Genomic DNA, 17,509 nt, shown 5'->3' with positions numbered 1-17,509 from the left:
CCGTTTTATACCTGTTGCTTATGTTTTTTGAATTTATATTCGCAGAAGTTTAGTTATAAATTTTATGGAAGCTATAAAAGAAGAAAAAAAGAAGGAGATTGCTAAGAAGATTGCCGAGCCCATTATACCTGCCAAGGAGGCGGTATATCTTGAAGGGCCTAAGAGCCGGGGGTATGAGTTTATATTTCTTTTTAAAGTAGCCTGGGAGTTTTTCAAAGGGCTGCGCAGTTTACATTTTGTAGGACCGTGCATTACGGTATTTGGCTCTGCCCGGTTTAAGGAAGACCATATTTATTATCAACAGGCCATGGAATTTGGAAGGCGCATTGCCGAAACCGGTTTTACCACTATGACGGGTGGCGGGCCGGGCATTATGGAAGCAGCTAACCGCGGGGCTTTTGAAGCCGGCGGTAAATCGGTAGGGTGTAATATTAAGCTGCCTTTTGAGCAGCATTATAATAAATACCTGACCAAAGCCGTAACTTTCGATCATTTTTTTATAAGGAAAACATTGCTGATCAAATATAGCTATGCTTTTATTATTATGCCCGGTGGCTTTGGTACAATGGATGAGTTTTTTGAAACGCTTACCTTAGTGCAAACGAAAACCGTTACAGAATTCCCTATCGTGATTTTTGGAAAAGATTTTTATGCCGACCTCATGGTGGCTATCGAAGATATGGCAGAAAAAGGTACTATATCGCCTGAAGACCTGGACCTGGTATTGCTTACCGATGATATTGATGAGGCCATGAATCATATCAGCAAGTATATTACTTCAAATTACGAGATCAAAAAGCGCCGCCGTATCCCCTGGCTGTTTGAAAAGAGTTAATAAGTAAATCAATCGGAAAGACCGGAAGATGATCGATGAAAGTGGTGCAATGCTTTTTAATTTGCAGGCTTCAGGTTCCTCCATCTCCCCGGCTAAAATTTAGAGCTTGATAAGTTGAAAAGGATAAGTAGGGGAGCTTAAAATATAAACGGGTAACCGATCCCTACCTGCAACTGGCTTCCCTTAAAAAACGGGTAAGCAAAAAACCGGTTCTGGTATGCCGCGTTGTTAGGAGAGGGATTAGGGTCTTTTACTTTGTAGGCATAATCGAGCCGTATTACAAAAAAACCAAAGTCTGCACGTATGCCAGCTCCCGAGCCTATGGCCAGGTCTTCACCAAGGCGCGATAATTTAAACCTTTCTTCAGGGCTGCCGGCTGTTTTTTTCAGCAGCCACACATTACCGATATCTGTAAAAAAGGCGCTGTTAACAGGAATGCTGGCTATATTGAACAGGGGAACCCGGTATTCAATATTCGCTTCAAGCTGCACATCGCCAAATCGGTCGGGGACAATGGTCTCATTATCGACGGATGGATCGTTCTCATAATATTTTACGGCAGAACCGGGGCCCAACCTGCGCAATTGCCATGCCCGCATACTATTGGGGCCACCGCTGAAATATTGTTTGAAGAAGGGCAGCTGCGACCTTTTTAAAGGATTGGCTGTAGCATCGAGCTCATAGCCTATACCTCCAAACCCCCTAAGCACCAGTCCGGTTTTGGGAGTAAATTTAATGAGTTTGGCATATTCTGCATCAAACTTTACAAAACGGTAGAGTTGCTCATCGATAAATTTATTGTGTATCAATCCTGCTAAAAGGCCCGATGCTTCAAGGTTTACTCTTAATACATTGATACTTTTTTCATTAGCGCTGTTCCATGGCATAGAGAAGTTGGTAATCACAGAAGTAATCAGCCCATCAGAAAACAGGTTCTGTATGGATGGGTTGTTGGTAATGAGCCGGAGCAGGCTGTCACGCTTGCGAATGTAAGAGTACTCAATGTTGGGGATCTTTACTCCCAAATTATAAGTGCGGTTGGTTAGGCTGTATTCTTTTGCCCGCCAGGCAAATTCATAGCCCCAGGAGGTATTAAAGCTGGTGAGATTGAAGAGGTAGCGGCGCTCGGTACTGGCTGCATTTAGACTCAGGATAGATTGAATATTGCCACGGAAAGCATTTCTGAACCCGCTCATTCCGGGGAAAACATAACGGGGGAAAATAAGCGAGTTGCTAAGGCTTAGCTGCTGTGTTTGTATAAACTCGTTTGCGTTAATACCTCCCAGCTCTACCCCATAACGGATATTTGTGGTAGCAAGATTGGCGCTGCGTAAAAAGTTCCTGTTTTGTAAACCTACATTTATACCAAGGCCTACAAAGTTGCCGCTGATAACACTTTGGCTAAAGCTTCCTTCAAGGTTGGTGGTGAAATTGAACTTAGGGGCAGGGGTCAGCCGCATTACAAAATCTACGGTATCGGTTGATTCGCGGGGGATGGGCGCAATGTCTACCAAACGCCAGGCTCCCAAATTATTGAACCTGTTAAGGGTACGCATGTATCTGCTTTGCCGGTACATTTCTCCGCGGTTTAAATAAATATACTGCGGAAAGATTTTGGATTTGAATTTATTGAATTGCTGTACAATAGTTATGTTTTTAATGGTAGTGGTTTTTTCTGCCCTGGTTGATGTATCCATCCTGATGTCAGGATATATGGTTACATGCCCTACATAGAATTTTTTCAGGCTGGAAGTATCGCTTCCAGGCTGTTTATACCTTATGTCTAAGCTGGCCGTTGGATGCTCTTTTCTTTCCTGTAGTTTTTTCAGGTGGCTGAACTGTTCCAGCGGATCCAAAGCAGGTTCCAGCAGATCCAGGCCCAGGGTGTCCCAAAGGCCATATAAATTTGCCCTGGAAAAGAGCAGGTATCCATTATTGCGGTATAGTTCTACCAGCCGGTCCAGCTCGGCTGAAACAGGTGCCTGAGCAAAAGGATCACCTTGTTTAATAAGGGCATCGCTGATATTTTTATCCGCCAGCTCTTGCAGGCTGTCATCCTGCAGTGTATAAGAAAGAGCGCCAATACGGGTAACTTTCCCCGGCCATACATTAAAGTCGATATAAGCTTTTTGCTGGTCGCTGATATTTTTAATGCGGGTGGTGTAGCTGATGGAATCATGAAAATAGCCTTCTGCTGCCAGGTAATTGTTCATGTACTCTAATGATTTGCTGATAAGGCCGGTGTCGAGCGGCTGCGGATTTTTTAATACCTCCCAAAAAACCTTATCCAGCTTTCTTGCAGCAATACTGTCATCTAATTGCTGGTACAGGCCTTCTTCCAGCCTTGATCTTTCCTGCTTTTTAAGATCATCGCCTCTTACATGGATCTTTGTTTCAAAAATATAGGCCCTGTTTTGGGGTTCGTTTTTAACAATGGTGAACAGGGCGCATGAAGAAAAGGTTACAGCCGTTATAACGGCTGCTGTGAGCAGGCGGAGTTGCTTAAGATGAACATTATACCTGTATGGCCGGGCTTTCCGTATGCTGATCGTGAAAAGTACGGTCTTTGCCAGGCTTTTCCAATGGAATTCCTGGGGCAGGATGAATTTTTTCTCTTTGAATCGCTTCAAAAAATAAAAGTTTAAACGGCCTGGATATTTATTTTTGTATAATAGTACGTTTTTACGCAATTGATTGAATTATTGTAACAGGATGCTTAATAAATCTGAGGTCAAATATATTCAAAGTTTAAGCCAAAAAAAATTCAGGCAAGAAGAAGGGATTTATCTTATTGAAGGACCCAAAATAACAGGAGAAGCGCTGGCTTCACAGGAGGTAAAAATTACTAAAGTATATGCTCTTGAAGAATGGGCCGGCAATCATGCAACCTCCTGCCCGGATGTAATGTTGCAGGTTGTTTCAGCATCTGATCTTCAGAGGATATCCCAATTAAAAACGCCCAACCAGGTATTGGCACTTGCTGAGATTCCTACCGGCCATTTCAGGTTCAGGCAGCACCTGTTAAGCCTTGCCCTTGATGGCATACAGGACCCGGGGAATTTGGGAACCATTATCCGTATCGCCGACTGGTTTGGTATAGAGCAGATCATTTGCAGTAAAGATTGTGCAGATGCTTTCAGCCCTAAAGTGGTGCAGGCTACCATGGGCAGTATTTTCAGGGTGAAGCTGTTATATACTGACCTGGATGGCTGGATGGCTGCCCAACCGGATACCTGCTTTTATGGGGCCGCTTTAAATGGAACACCTTTAAAAAAAATTCCGCCGCTGTCTCATGGGGTTATTGTAATTGGTAATGAATCGAAAGGTATAAGAAGTGATATAATGAAAAGGGTTGCACAAAAAATAACTATTGAAAGATGGGGCATGGCAGAGTCTTTGAACGCGGCTGTAGCTACAGGTATTATACTCTCGCATGTGAAATAAGTGAGTAGGGAGTAGTGAATAGTGAGTGAAGAGTGGTGAGTAGGCTGTTGTACACTGTACATCTTATATGTCTAACATCTCATTCCCTTCGCTTTACCTGAAATGAATGGCTTTTACCGGCTGTATTTTTTTTACAATATAAGAAGGAATTAACAGCACCAGCATACAGATCATAAAAGTAATGGAACAAATAAGAACCACTTCTCCTGCCGTTATCTGCACCGCAGCCCGATCCATATAGTACGCCTCTTCATCTAATTTTATAAACCCTGTTTTTACCTGAGCATATAAAATAGCTAATCCTATACCAGCGCCGATCAGGATACCGCGGAGCGCAATAATTAAGCTATGCCGCAGAAATATCTTTTGTACACTCCAGTCGGTGGCGCCTAAAGCTTTCAGCACACCTGCCATGCGCATTCTTTCTAAAACCAGGATAATCAGGCAGGTGATCAGGTTGATAACCGCTACAACGATCATGATACCGATGAGCACATTTCTTGTAGTATCCTGCATGTTCAGCCAGTCAAAAATATTAGGAACAAAGTCTTTAATATTCTGAACACTCCAGTCTTCATCAAAACCAGGCAGCCGCTCAAGTTGTTGTGCCACGCTATCTGCTTTTTGATAGTTGTGTAAAACAATTTCGTACCCCCCCACCTGGTTCTGCTGCCAGTTATTCAGCCTGCGAATGAGTTGGATATCCCCGATCGCGAAAGAGTTGTCAAAATCGCCGATACCTGTTTTGAAAATTCCTTTAATAGTAAGCCTGTCGGGCCTTTTGGAGCCATCAGGCCGGATAAAATAGATCAAAACCTTATCACCTAATTTCAACTTCAGCTCCTGCGCTGTTTTTTTCGAAATCATGATGTCGCGGCTGTAGGTACTATCGTTAAAACGAACAAAACTGCCTTCCACCATGAATTCTTTTAAATAGCTGGGATCGTAGCTTTTGTCCAGTCCTTTTACCAGTATACCCTGCAGGTCATCTTTTGTTTTAAGAATGGCGTACCGGGTGGCGAAAGGATAAATACTTTTTACTTCGGGGCTGGATTTTATTCTATTAACCATTTCCGAATTGTTGGTAATGGGTATTTCTTCTGTTATAAGAGAAGAGTAGGGTAGCGTTTGCTGTATACGTACATGCCCCCAGAAACTAAATACCTTTTCGCTTACCTTTTTCTGAAATCCATTCGCAAACGCCAAAGTAATGATCATAGCGGCTACGCTTATTGCCGAAGCTACAATAGACAGCCTGATGATAAACCTGGAAAAAGACCGGTTTGGGTTGAATGCAATACGATGGGCTATGAAAGAAGATACGTTGATATGTTGGAAAGTTGATATGTGGAGCGGTTGATAAGTTGACAGGTCGGGAGTCGGTACTCCCCTGTAAACCTGCTAACTTATTACCTTATAAACTGATTTACTGTGATTTCTTGGCATCCTCCAAAAACTTGGCGAGGCCGATGTCTGTTAAAGGATGCTTTAATAATGCGAGGATGGGTTCCAGCGGGCAGGTACAAACATCGGCACCGGCTTCAGCACAGCGAATGATATGATTGGCGTTACGGATCGAAGCTGCCAGCACTTCTGTTTTAAAACCCTGTATATTATAAATATGTACGATCTGCTCGATCAGCTGAACGCCATCCCAGCCGCTGTCATCAATACGGCCGATAAATGGAGAAACATATTTAGCTCCTGCTTTTGCCGCCAATATGGCCTGCCCGGCGTTAAATACCAATGTGCAATTGGTTTTAATACCATTATCAGCAAACCACTTAATGGCTTTTACGCCGTCTTTAATCATGGGAACTTTTACGATAATATTAGGATGAAGGGCTGCCAGTTTTTTCCCTTCAGCTATGATGCCATCAAAATCAGTGCTGATCACTTCTGCGCTGATATCGCCATCTACAATATTGCAGATATCAACATAATGTTTCATGATGGCGTCGTGACCTTTAATGCCTTCTTTAGCCATTAAGGATGGGTTGGTAGTCACACCATCTAATATGCCCATATCATGGGCTTCTTTGATCTGGTCGAGGTTTGCGGTATCAATAAAAAACTTCATAAGAATGTATTAATATTTAATAATAAGATAGGAAATTAATACTGTCAAAGTTTAAGAAAGATTAGCAAAATACAATGGGAAAGGATATTAAATATTCAATAAAAAAAGCAGGCTACTCATATCGCGCCGCTACAACCGAATATCCTTGCTGTCTTCCGACCCTGGGGAGGTTCATCAGGAGCTGGCCGTATGAGACCTGCGCTGCAAAGATAAGAAATTCTACTCAATTACTTCACCATATTCTTCTTTCCACTCATGCTTCCATCTTCTATGGCTCCATAACCACATATCAGGGTTGGCTTTAATCACCCTTTCCAGGTAGGTAACAAACTGATGTGTAAGTTCAATTTCGCTTTCTGGTTTCGGGTTTTCTTCCGCAACAGAGAAAGTTATATTATAGTAACCTCTTTTTGGCCGGCTGATAAAAGCAAATATTACAACCGTATTGTTTTTTGCCGCATTTTTAGCAGGGCCCATGATAAAAGCAGTTTTGCGATCGAAAAAATAAAACCATGCTGCTTTTGCTGCATTAGCCGGGCTTTGATCGGCTACCAGCCCCAGGCAATATTGGGTATTCCGGTGGGGTAAAAAAGCTTTTGTCATGTGGTGGGCGCTTAGCAGAACCGTGCCGCTGCGGGAGCGTATTTTCTTAAATATCCTGTCTATTGTTTTATTAGATATGGGCATGTAAACGCCCAGGAATTTATAGCTTAGTTTTTTAACGGCAACCACGTTGCCCCATTCCCAGTTAAAATTATGGCCCAGGTGTAGCTGTACCGACCGCCCCTGTTCATAATACTGTTCCACGATTTCCCAATTGCCGGTTAAACGTTTTTCAAAAAAAGAGTCCGGCGCTGATAACAGCTTAATGGTTTCGATAAATGAATCAATGAATTTGTGGTAAAAGTTCTTTGCAATGCGTATCCTTTCCTGTTTTGTTTTTTGAGGAAATGCAATTTCGAGGTTCTGCATCACCACCTTTTTCCGATAACCAATAACATAGTATACCACACCATAAAAGAAGTTGGATATAAGGTATAATACCCGCAAAGGCAGCAGGGAAACAAGATAAAAAAAGAAGTAAACGATGTAGTACATTTTAAGTTAATGGTTCATAGTTCATAGTTCATGGACTTACTATCCACCATGAACCATTAACTACGGGCTTATTTTACAATACAATATTTTGCAATAATTCACTCTTCTGCGGATAATCTGTATTGTAATTGAGGCCCCGGCTTTCTTTACGGAAGCTGGCCCCTTTTACAATAAGATACCCCACAGTAATAAGGTTGCGAAGTTCCAGCAAATGGGGCGAAACGGTGCTGGTTTTATACAATATTTCTGTTTCTTCAAATAGCAGGTCGAGCCTTTTGGATGCACGCTGCAGCCTGATATTATTGCGTACGATTCCCACATAATCGCTCATTACCTGGCGAAGCTCCTTAAGGCTTTGGGTGATCAGGATCATCTCTTTCGGGTTTGAAGTGCCTTTGGCACTCCATTCGGGGAGCACAGGAACCTCGCAGGCTTCTATTTCGTCTATCCTGCCGGAAATATGAACAAAACATCGATGTGCAAAAACCATCGCTTCCAACAGCGAGTTGCTGGCCAGCCGGTTAGCGCCATGCAGACCCGTGCTGCTGCATTCGCCTACCGCATATAAATTGCGTATGGAGGTTTGCCCCCATTCATCTACTTTGATACCACCGCAACTGTAATGTGCCGCAGGTGAAACGGGTATCATATCTTTTGTAATATCGATGCCTATGCTCTTGCATTTTTCATAAATATTGGGGAAGTGCTCTGTAAATTTTTCAATATTGAAATGCCTGCAATCGAGGTAAACAAATTCGGTACCGGTGCGCTTCATTTCACTGTCTATAGCGCGCGCCACAATATCGCGGGGGGCAAGATCTTTACGTTCATCATATCGTTCCATAAAGGCCTCGCCCTCTTTATTACGCAAAATACCACCATCGCCACGTACTGCTTCTGTGATCAAAAATGCCTGCCCTACAAGGCCCGGTTCGTACAGGGCTGTGGGATGAAACTGGATGAACTCCATATTTTCTATACGTCCCTTGGCCCGGTACACCATTCCAATGCCATCGCCTGTAGCAATGTAGGGATTTGTGGTAACCCTGTACACCTGCCCGTTTCCGCCCGAAGCTAAATAAGTTGTTTTGGCCGCAACTGTTTCAATCCGGTTGGTTTCCAGGTTCAGCACATATACGCCGTAGCATACAATGTCCGGGGTTGCTTTGGTAACCAGGTAACCTAAATGGTGCTGGGTAATGATGTCAATAACAAAATAGTGTTTGCATATCTGTATATTAGGGCATTTACCTACAGCTTCCAGCAGGGCACGTTCCATTTCCCAGCCCGTAATGTCTTTATGGTGCAGGATGCGAAACTCGCTGTGTCCGCCTTCTTTGCCTCTTTTATAATCGCCATCGGCTTCTTTATCAAAGTTGGTTCCCAGGGCAATTAGTTCGTTAATGCGATCGGGACCTTCTTTCACCACAATTTCTACAATTTTTTCATTGCATAGCCCGTCCCCGGCAATAAGCGTATCCTCTATATGCTTTTCAAAGCTGTCATTTTCAGGATCGTTTACTACGGCCACTCCGCCCTGTGCATATTTTGTATTGGTTTCGTCTGCAGCTGCTTTGGTGAGCACCAGCACTTTTTTATCGGGATATGTCGATGCCATTTTGAAGGCATAAGTAAGACCGGCTATGCCTGTACCGATTACTAAAAAATCTACCTGTTGCATGTGCTCGCTTTAAACTTTTATGGGCCGGGCCGAGCGCCGGTAGCATCAATATTGCCTCGCACTCTTTATTGTCCCGGGTTATATGGCATCAAACCTACATAAAAATTTTCGTTCACAGAACCTGCCTGCCCCGAACAGGAGTATAACATTTTTACGTTTCGCAGGCAAAGGATGTGGCAGTATAAGCAGGTGTAGCGAAAACGCTGCACCTGGCTCCTAAAATACATCATGCTCCCTTACGGAGGAGAGATGCCACTGTATAGGTTTTTTATCGTGGTCAGGTTATAGCTACTGCTTTGTATTTAAAAGTAAAGGCCCTGTATGCCTCTTTTATATCATGAAATAATTATGGATGCTCAATAATAACAGGCACAATCCACCAGTTGCCATACCATGCCAGCACCTCAGGATCTCCTGGTATAAAATTAACCTGTGTGCTGCCGGTTGCCTGCTTGGGCTGCATGCCAAACTGCGGTTTTAGATTGATATTCTCTTTCATAAAAAGAACCGGACCATTTTCCAGCTTTAATTCCATTTTATAACGGCCTAAGGGAATATTATTGATGTAAAGCTCTGTGCTTTCTACAACTTTACGGATAGTAAAGCTGATCTTTTCATCAGCATGCACCAGGTCGATCGGAGTGAGTTTGACCAGGATCACACTGCCTACCGGGAAACTTCCGGGCAGTGGTAACGACTGTGTGCGCAATGTATAGGAAAGATGTATGGAGCCTCCCAGGTAGCTGCTGGGCCAATAGGGACCGCTTCCTATATTTTCAGGTTCTGCATGACTATACGGGAGGAATACGAAGTTTTTTACTGCGCCGCTGGTAGATGTAAAACTGCTCAGGCTACTGTCTGCAGGAAACAGGGATACAGGTGCTTTCCCTGATTCATAATCCAGCAGGTATTTTGTTCCCCATATCTCAACAGTACCCACCGGTAGTAAAATCTCATAATAGCCTGTAGCATCGGTATCGCCAGAGGCAGAACTGTAGCTGCCCCCGATGATGGAAGAGCGTATACCTATGCGGGCACCCTGCAAAGGACGGCCATACATGTCTTTTACATAACCTCTTAACTTATTGGGCTTAATTTCGAGCGTTTTAAATTTAGGAAGTCTGGGGCGCTGCATTCCCATAACGTCTACATAAAATTGCGGACCTGGTACTGACAGCTCCCGTGAAGAAGCGGGCAGTTGATTAAAGGGAATGGGCGTGCGTATTTCATCCCCGGTAGTTTCCGGAGGCTCATCAGGGCCGGGAGATGATGAATCTCCTGATTTGGAACAGCTTAAAATAAGCGTGCCAAGCAGGCACAGCGCAATAAACAAGGGTCGTTTCTTCATTTTATTTCCAGCTTTTAAAGTTTTAATAAAATTTTTTATTCAGATTTAATTGTATGGTGTAACAGGATAAAAGCAACGGCTGTACTTATCTTAAAAATGGTTTTTACTTTGTTTGGGCACTGCATTCTTCGGGAGAAGGGAAAAGCATACAAAAGAGCGGCAATCAGGTTGCCTGAAGGTTTAAAATCTTTTTATACTACAGGTTTTGCTCCTTCACTGCTTTTACCACTTTACTATATGTAAAACGGCCATCCTTATCTACCTGCTTAATTCGTACATACAGGCTGCTGTCAGCTCCCGTTGAAGGACCATTGTTTTTAGTACAGCCTGCAATGCTTAACCCCATACCTGGCACCATCAGCAGCAGGAACAGGTATTTTTTACGAAAGCTGATGCCCAAACCGGCGCTGCCTAACAGCAGCATTCCCATGCCCGCCATCCATGCCGGACCGTTTATGCTGCTGCTGAACTCATAATTTAATTGTGCTGACGAGCTGCCTTCTTCTGCTTTGGATAAAACCCTGCCTGTTCTGGTAAAGCTTATACCATCTGCAGCGGTTTCTATCTCAAAATAGCGGTTATTAGTTTCGGTAAGGGTAGCCCAACTCACCAGCAGCCTGCCGTTTTTGAGTGTGGCACTTACATTGCCAAAGGTTACGGGCAATACCATATCGTAACAGGAATTAGCGGGAGTGGCTATACCATCCATACTAATGCTCCATCCTTTGGCAATAAGCATATTACGATAAGATTCAGCGGTATTGGCATATATAGCTCCTCTTTGGACTGTAAAGTTTACGTTGTTGGTGGTAATGGGATTGCTGGCCCAGCTTTTTAAGGTACGGCTGTAATTCTCGCAGCTTATACCGCTGTTGCTGAACATGCCTGCCGCATTGACAAGTGAATTCAGCTTCCATGTTGCCAGGTCCCGGTTAAAAGAGCCTGTTTCCGCAAACATAGACTCCATATCGGTTACACCGCTTACATTCCAGAGGTCCATATTAAAAGGCGGTACAAAAAGAGGGCAAATCCAAAACATCTGTTTCATACTTTTAACTCCTGACAGATTGGGCACATCTGTAGCTATCAGCTTAAGGTTAGCACAATTAGTAAAGGCAACTTCCATACTTGTCCAGGGAACATTTCCCCATTGCCTTATTTCTATCAGCTGACGGGCATTTGAACCGTTATACCCGCCAGCCATAAAAAAGCGCCTTAGGTTGGCGGGTTCCATATTCAGCGTCACCGTATCACCGGCAGCTATGAATATTGGCAAATGTATCGGCTCATTATCTTTACTGTTATTGAATCTGACAGTGCCTCCCGCAGGGGTAGAGGTAGAGGTCCATCTGCAAACCACATCTCCCTCTGTCAACCCGTTAAACGTTATGGTTCTGGAAGGTTCGGTGAATGCCCACTTCGTAATAAAATTCTGGGCACCGGCAGCAAGGGACAGCAGTATAGCCGGGATCAAAAAAAAGTGTTTCATTTGTTTGGATTTTTATTTGTTAATTAAAGATTTGTTCATGATTGTGGCCTGGCAGGATAGTAAAAAGGTTAGTAGTGCTTATGGCTTTTCTGTAAAGCATATTGAAGGCTTCTGATATGGATTACTTTAATTGGAATAAGCGGTAAAGGCTTTCTTTATGCCCTGATAAACTAACCGCATAAAGAATAAAAACACTTATTCCAACCGGCCGCCCATCTGTATCATCAAAGAGGTGATAAAGCAGTATGGAAACTACAATAGGCGCTAAAGCCACAAGGCAGAGGAACCGGAGCCGGCGCGTTAATAATAGAATCCCGAACAAAAGCTCCACGAGTTTTTGAAGTATGAAAATATAATTCGTTTGAGACAGAACTGTTGCAAATGCTGAACCGGGGTTTACAGGAATGATCGCTTTATATCCGAACGGAATGAGTAAACCATTCACTGCGCCAAACACAAAGCTGATTCCTAAAAGAAGCTCTGATACAAAAATTATTCTTTTCATTTTTGTATAGCTTTCATTAACTCTTTCAGATCACTTTGGGTTAATCCTGGTCCATCTGTCATTTTCCAGAACATTTTCTGTATAATACTATAGGGTTTTAACCACTCCGGCTCTATATAATCTTCTTCAAACTGCTCCCGTGGATTATAATGTCGGGTAAGCCGCAGATGTTCTTTGCCTTTCAGTAAGGATAAGAATTTAAGCACTTCTTTATTGGTGGTTACAACATAGGGCCTGTGCATACCTTTAGCAATGGGGTAATTGCGGTCATCCTCGCCAGAATTGTCGGCCCAGGGAATGCCTTTACCCGCATTCATACATGCCACACCAAGATATACTGTGGTGGTGTCCCTGTCATTCGATGAGCTATAAGGAGGAACGGTTACAGGTTCTCTGTCGATAAGCATGCCGTTCTGTATACGGCTTGGCGCAGTATTAAGCAGCACCAGTCCTTGCGGGAAAATCACTTCTCCTCCTGCCCAGGCCTTATCCGAAACAATATTAATATCTACATAAAAAGTATTCATATTCCCCTTTAGCTTACTGAGGTCCGGGTCAAATGGATGATGGGTGCGCGTTACGAAATGCAGGCCTTTCGGCAACCCGAACGGCGTACCTTGCGGCATTTCATCGCTGTTACCAAAACCGGGCTGGCGGCTTACGCTCTCAATACTGTTAAATAACAATTCGTCTTCTTTGTTAACCCATTGGGTGTTCTTGCCACAACCTGCCAACACTGCAACCAATATGCAGCCTGTACAATAACTGTCTAAAAATTGTTTATTCATACGCCGAATGTAGCATGTGGTAACAGGTATATATAAACTATTCGTTGAACAACCACCGGCCGGGATGAACGACTTTATCAGCCGATGAATAGCATGGAATAGAACAATGATTGGTTTCTCTTTAAGAAATATTTATTGATCAATACGCTGATTGGCCTGATGTTGCAGTATGCTGCTAATAGCAGCATTACTGTTACAGTGTATACCACATTTCGGGATAGGCTGTGAAAGGATGCTGAAAGTAGTAAGGCGGGCCGGTATCCTGATAAAAATCAGCATTGATGAATACACTTATGAATAAGAAGGAATATAAAAAGAAATGGCTACTCCGCCATGTGGCTTTATCGATATGTGTAACAATGCTCCATACAGGCTTTGCAGCCGCTTTGCTGTGTTAGACAGGCCTAAACCTTGTCCTTCAAACATATTATCAACCGTACCTGTATAAGGATGACCGGTGTTTTCAATACGGATATGTATTTTGTTTTCCTCCTGAATACAGCTTATAAATATTTCTCCGCCGTAAATGGAAGGCTCTATGCCGTGCTTTATGGCATTTTCTACCAGCGGCTGTAAGAGCATAGGAGATATGTAAACACCCTCTACTTCCCGGTTGGTTTCTATTGTATATACGAGTCTTGTTCCGAAACGCTCTTTTTCCAGTGAAAGGTAGGTGCGGATAAAATCCAGCTCCTGCGATAAGGGCACCAGATCCTGTTGTGTAGCGCGGAGCGCATACCGGAAAATATCGGCCAGCCGTCCTATCAGTATCCGCGTATGTTCCTGCGCTGCCGGAACAGAAGCGCTGATACTGCTTAAGGCATTAAAAAGAAAATGAGGCTGTATCTGTGCCTTTAGCGCATTGATCTCGGCCTGGTGAGTTGATTTTTGTAATTCCTGTTCGCGCTGATGCTGTGCCGCTCTTTCCCTGAAAAAAAGATCGATATGCAGCGAGCTGAATACCTGGATATAAAACAGCAGATTGGGACCTATATTCTGAAAAACCTGTTTGCCGCTCATTGGGGGAAGACCAGCCACCCGGTTATATAACTGATAAAGCCCGACCCAGATGATGTAGTACAGTATTCCTGTGATAAAGTGCAACGAAAAACGGCGTTTTATAGGTAAGTGAGCCCACATCCGGAACTGAAGCCACCATACCGGCAAACAGGCAACAGCCATAATGAAACAATCTACAGCCAGCTCTCCAAGGAAGGGAAATGAAAACCCCTGGGAGAATAATCTTGGCGTGCTATAAAGTACACTCATAACCACGAGACAAAACACAAAAAGGGAGATCTCTCTTCTTGTTGCCTTACTGCCTTTAAATACTTGTTCCATAAACCGCTTTATTACGATGATGTATTTTGGATGCATAACTTTTTTATCAGTCGGAAAATACGACAACTGTGAACAGCCATTACTGGTGAAAAACACCGGGAATATCGCTCACGTATAAAAATGTCAGGCCTCTGTATGTTCTATAATGAAATCAAGAGTTATAAATTTAAGTATCTTGCATTAAAAGAAATGTTTTAAAAAATAAACAACATGCCCAGGAAGCCGGTATTGATTATAGATGATGAAGAACATGGCAGAACACTGGTAAAGCAGTATCTGCAGCCCTATGATCAGTTTTTTGTTGCAGGTGAATGTGTCAACGGGCCGGAAGCTATCAGGTCCATCAACCAGATGGAGCCGGATCTTGTTTTTCTTGACATCCAGATGCCCGGCGCTAATGGTTTCGAAGTGTTGCAACAGATTGAACATGTTCCCCAGGTTATATTCACTACTGCCTATGATAAATATGCCATACAGGCTTTTGAAGCCAATGCTGTCGATTACCTGCTGAAGCCGTATACAAAAGAGCGATTTGAACGCACTATGTTCCGACTGGAGCAACAGACTCCTCATCAATCATTAGCTGCCGCCGGAACCTATCAAAAGCAAACCGTTTTTTCCAACCGCATCCTGGTAGAGCATAACAAACGGTTTCGCAATATAGCAACAGATGATATCCTGTTTTTAAAAGCTAATGGAGATCATACTGAAATCCATACTTTTGGTTCCAGCTATCTGAGCTCAGCGGGTATCAGTGCTTTATCTTCTAAATTTGACCAGCAAAAATTCGTGCGGGTACACCGGTCTATTGTAGTAAATATGTCGTATGTCAGGGAAGTGTATAAAGATATCGGTAAAACATTCCTGGTAATGGAAAACGGTATAGAATTTAATGTGGGCAGAAACTACCTGCCCCTGATTAAAAACCTTATGGTGTAAAAACATATACAGCCGTTATGAGATGTAGTCGGTTGCTGGTGTCGGTGAACCTGTAACTCAGCGTGAGCCGGCCGGCCGCATATTTTACTATTTTAAACTCCTGTACCTGATCTTCTTCATTCAATATAAGGGTCTGCTTTTTTTCGTTATATTCCCAACGGCCGCTTACCCTGAAATCTTCTTCGTCTTCCTCACATTTTATTTTTCCCGAGCTGCGTATAACCCGGTGATCGCTTTGTAAAACAAGCCTGTCATCCTTTTCGCAGGGTTCCAGAAGCGCATAAATGTCCTTATCCGGAATTCCGTCGATATTCCAATCTACATCGGGTGTTACGGTGAGCGCTTTTAATTGCATGCGTTTGCCGATAAAAGGAGCATTGCGTGTTCCCGGCTCTTTTGGCCCCTGGCATGATCCTGTAAAGACGAATAGTATGACAGTAACAGTTACTAAAGCGGCCTTGCTGTTTTTTAAATTCATTTGAAATTTTTTTAAATAATTACGTAAAAGTAACGGGCCAGAAAAACCGGCTTTCCAGTATTCGACCAACAGCATTATAGAGGCATAAACGTATTTATAGAGGGGTAAAGTAACCAATGACCGCTAAGAGATTCAACAATTTGTATTGAGGATATGATCCAAAAAGATAGCAAACAGAGAAAACATCAGGGATGCATATTCCTGTTGTTTTCCTTCTTAATTCATATATTTTTCGGGAACGGATCATTAAACCGGGTTTTCGTATCAAAGAGGTAGACTTCATCATCCCGTAACAGGCATTTTTCCAGCTCGTTTATTATCTTTTTCTTATCAACGTAGTGGCCTATAAACACCAGCTCATTCATACGGTCGCCCCATTTTTTGCTCCATCTTTCTTCAACAATTTCCCTGTTATATACATAAGCGGCATAGCGCATTCTTTCATCAAAAGGCATGCTGCACCACCATACGCCGGCCCGTTCAAGCCTTGAGGAGCCGCCGGCCTGGGAAAAATTTAAGGCATCGTTGGGTCGGGAGGCCAGCCAAAACAGGCCTTTGGCGCGTATTATATTTTCAGGATATTTTATGTTGAGATAGCGCCAGAACCTTTCAGGATGAAAAGGCTTTTGGTTACGAAATACAAACGAGCTGATACCATATTCCTCTGTTTCCGGCGTATGATGTTGCGCTTCCAGCTCTTTTTGCCAGCCTGCAGAGTTTTGGGCTTCTTCAAAATCAAAAAGTCCTGTATTGAGGATCTTTTTGGGATCTACCCTGCCAAATATGGAAGCAATGATCTTTGCACCCGGGTTTAATTGGTGAATAGCAGCTTTTAATAGGCCTGTGGTATAAGCATCCACGAGATCGGTTTTATTTAAGATGATCACATTGGCAAACTCCACCTGGTCCGTCAATAAGTTGACAATGGTGCGCTCGTCGCCTTCTGTATCGGTAAGGTGACGATCCTGCAGTAATTCATTGGTTCCGAAATCTTTTAAGAAATTGAAACAATCCACTACTGTAACCATTGTATCGATGTAGCTGAAGCGGGAAAGATCTATACCGTTGTTTTCATCCACATAAGAAAAAGTTTGTGCGACTGGTATGGGCTCACTGATACCGGTGCTTTCAATGAGCAGGTAATCAAAACGTTCTTCCCTGGCGAGTTTTTCCACCTCGGTCATAAGGTCCTGCCGGAGTGTACAGCAGATGCAGCCGTTGCTCATCTCTACCAGTTTTTCTTCGGTACGGGAAAGCGTATTTTCGTGTTCTACCAATCGCGCATCTACGTTTACCTCGCTCATATCATTTACAATAACCGCTACTTTAATTCCTTCTTTATTATGTAAAATATGGTTGAGCAGGGTTGTTTTTCCTGCTCCCAGGAAGCCGCTCAACACGGTCACAGGAAGCTTTTTGGTGACAGGCTTTTCGTCAGGATTTAATGGTTGTGCATAATTTTCTGTCATAGATAATAGTTTAT

Annotated in this window: 16 protein-coding genes and 1 other RNA gene; 4 read left to right on the top strand and 13 right to left on the bottom strand. The window is 43.2% G+C overall.

Annotated elements, in window-relative coordinates:
- Nucleotides 1-64 precede the first annotated feature (64 nt).
- Complete coding sequence (locus ACYVBM_RS02160; protein ID WP_460683968.1) at nt 65-835, top strand: LOG family protein; 771 nt, start codon at nt 65-67, stop codon at nt 833-835.
- Between the two features lie 137 nt (nt 836-972).
- Here the strand turns inward: ACYVBM_RS02160 and ACYVBM_RS02155 are convergent, their stop codons facing one another.
- Nucleotides 973-3,465 carry a BamA/TamA family outer membrane protein gene (locus tag ACYVBM_RS02155; RefSeq protein WP_460683967.1) on the bottom strand — a complete coding sequence of 831 codons (2,493 nt, stop codon included), beginning with the start codon at nt 3,463-3,465 and terminating at the stop codon, nt 973-975.
- A gap of 82 nt (nt 3,466-3,547) precedes the next feature.
- Here ACYVBM_RS02155 and ACYVBM_RS02150 point away from each other — a divergent pair, with 82 nt between their 5' ends.
- The gene (locus tag ACYVBM_RS02150) at nt 3,548-4,279 is read left to right on the top strand and encodes a TrmH family RNA methyltransferase (protein ID WP_460683966.1); all 732 of its coding nucleotides are present in this window, start codon (nt 3,548-3,550) and stop codon (nt 4,277-4,279) included.
- A 93-nt stretch (nt 4,280-4,372) separates the two neighbouring features.
- Here the strand turns inward: ACYVBM_RS02150 and ACYVBM_RS02145 are convergent, their stop codons facing one another.
- Nucleotides 4,373-5,497: an ABC transporter permease gene (locus tag ACYVBM_RS02145; protein ID WP_460683965.1), complete on the bottom strand. Its 1,125-nt coding sequence runs from the start codon at nt 5,495-5,497 to the stop codon at nt 4,373-4,375.
- Here ACYVBM_RS02145 and ACYVBM_RS02140 point away from each other — a divergent pair.
- Entirely contained in the window at nt 5,490-5,639 is a 150-nt protein-coding gene (locus ACYVBM_RS02140; protein ID WP_460683964.1) for a hypothetical protein, read from the top strand. The two genes, ACYVBM_RS02145 and ACYVBM_RS02140, sit on opposite strands and share 8 nt — an antisense overlap.
- A gap of 66 nt (nt 5,640-5,705) precedes the next feature.
- Here ACYVBM_RS02140 and fsa read toward each other — a convergent pair whose 3' ends face one another.
- The 9 genes from fsa to ACYVBM_RS02095 all read right to left on the bottom strand — a co-directional run bounded on the left by fsa (nt 5,706) and on the right by ACYVBM_RS02095 (nt 14,609).
- On the bottom strand, nt 5,706-6,359 hold the full coding sequence (fsa, locus tag ACYVBM_RS02135; protein WP_460683963.1) for a fructose-6-phosphate aldolase: 654 nt from the start codon (nt 6,357-6,359) through the stop codon (nt 5,706-5,708).
- A gap of 102 nt (nt 6,360-6,461) precedes the next feature.
- Nucleotides 6,462-6,561: signal recognition particle sRNA small type (ffs, locus tag ACYVBM_RS02130), an RNA gene on the bottom strand.
- A gap of 17 nt (nt 6,562-6,578) precedes the next feature.
- Nucleotides 6,579-7,457 (bottom strand): lysophospholipid acyltransferase family protein, encoded by an 879-nt coding sequence (locus tag ACYVBM_RS02125; protein WP_460683962.1) that lies wholly within the window; start codon nt 7,455-7,457, stop codon nt 6,579-6,581.
- A gap of 73 nt (nt 7,458-7,530) precedes the next feature.
- Nucleotides 7,531-9,138 carry an L-aspartate oxidase gene (gene nadB / locus ACYVBM_RS02120; RefSeq protein ID WP_460683961.1) on the bottom strand — a complete coding sequence of 536 codons (1,608 nt, stop codon included), beginning with the start codon at nt 9,136-9,138 and terminating at the stop codon, nt 7,531-7,533.
- A gap of 346 nt (nt 9,139-9,484) precedes the next feature.
- Entirely contained in the window at nt 9,485-10,486 is a 1,002-nt protein-coding gene (locus tag ACYVBM_RS02115) for a carboxypeptidase-like regulatory domain-containing protein (RefSeq protein ID WP_460683960.1), read from the bottom strand.
- 196 nt (nt 10,487-10,682) lie between these two features.
- Nucleotides 10,683-11,975, bottom strand: a complete 1,293-nt coding sequence (locus tag ACYVBM_RS02110; RefSeq protein ID WP_460683959.1) for a BspA family leucine-rich repeat surface protein — start codon at nt 11,973-11,975, stop codon at nt 10,683-10,685.
- Between the two features lie 121 nt (nt 11,976-12,096).
- Nucleotides 12,097-12,480, bottom strand: a complete 384-nt coding sequence (locus ACYVBM_RS02105) for a hypothetical protein (protein ID WP_460683958.1) — start codon at nt 12,478-12,480, stop codon at nt 12,097-12,099.
- The gene (locus ACYVBM_RS02100) at nt 12,477-13,268 is read right to left on the bottom strand and encodes a hypothetical protein (RefSeq protein WP_460683957.1); all 792 of its coding nucleotides are present in this window, start codon (nt 13,266-13,268) and stop codon (nt 12,477-12,479) included. Before ACYVBM_RS02100 ends, ACYVBM_RS02105 begins: the two co-directional genes overlap by 4 nt.
- A gap of 291 nt (nt 13,269-13,559) precedes the next feature.
- Nucleotides 13,560-14,609 (bottom strand): sensor histidine kinase, encoded by a 1,050-nt coding sequence (locus ACYVBM_RS02095; protein WP_460683956.1) that lies wholly within the window; start codon nt 14,607-14,609, stop codon nt 13,560-13,562.
- 210 nt (nt 14,610-14,819) lie between these two features.
- On the opposite strand from ACYVBM_RS02095, the gene ACYVBM_RS02090 reads away from it, so the two are divergent.
- On the top strand, nt 14,820-15,548 hold the full coding sequence (locus ACYVBM_RS02090) for a LytR/AlgR family response regulator transcription factor (protein ID WP_460683955.1): 729 nt from the start codon (nt 14,820-14,822) through the stop codon (nt 15,546-15,548).
- Here ACYVBM_RS02090 and ACYVBM_RS02085 read toward each other — a convergent pair.
- On the bottom strand, nt 15,538-16,026 hold the full coding sequence (locus ACYVBM_RS02085) for a hypothetical protein (RefSeq protein WP_460683954.1): 489 nt from the start codon (nt 16,024-16,026) through the stop codon (nt 15,538-15,540). The genes ACYVBM_RS02090 and ACYVBM_RS02085 overlap by 11 nt on opposite strands.
- A 221-nt stretch (nt 16,027-16,247) precedes the next feature.
- Entirely contained in the window at nt 16,248-17,495 is a 1,248-nt protein-coding gene (locus ACYVBM_RS02080; protein WP_460683953.1) for a GTP-binding protein, read from the bottom strand.
- Nucleotides 17,496-17,509 lie beyond the last annotated feature (14 nt).

This window comes from Niabella aquatica (genome assembly GCF_054779315.1).
Note: the sequence above shows the minus strand (reverse complement) of the source record. Positions and strands in the feature narration are given on the sequence as shown.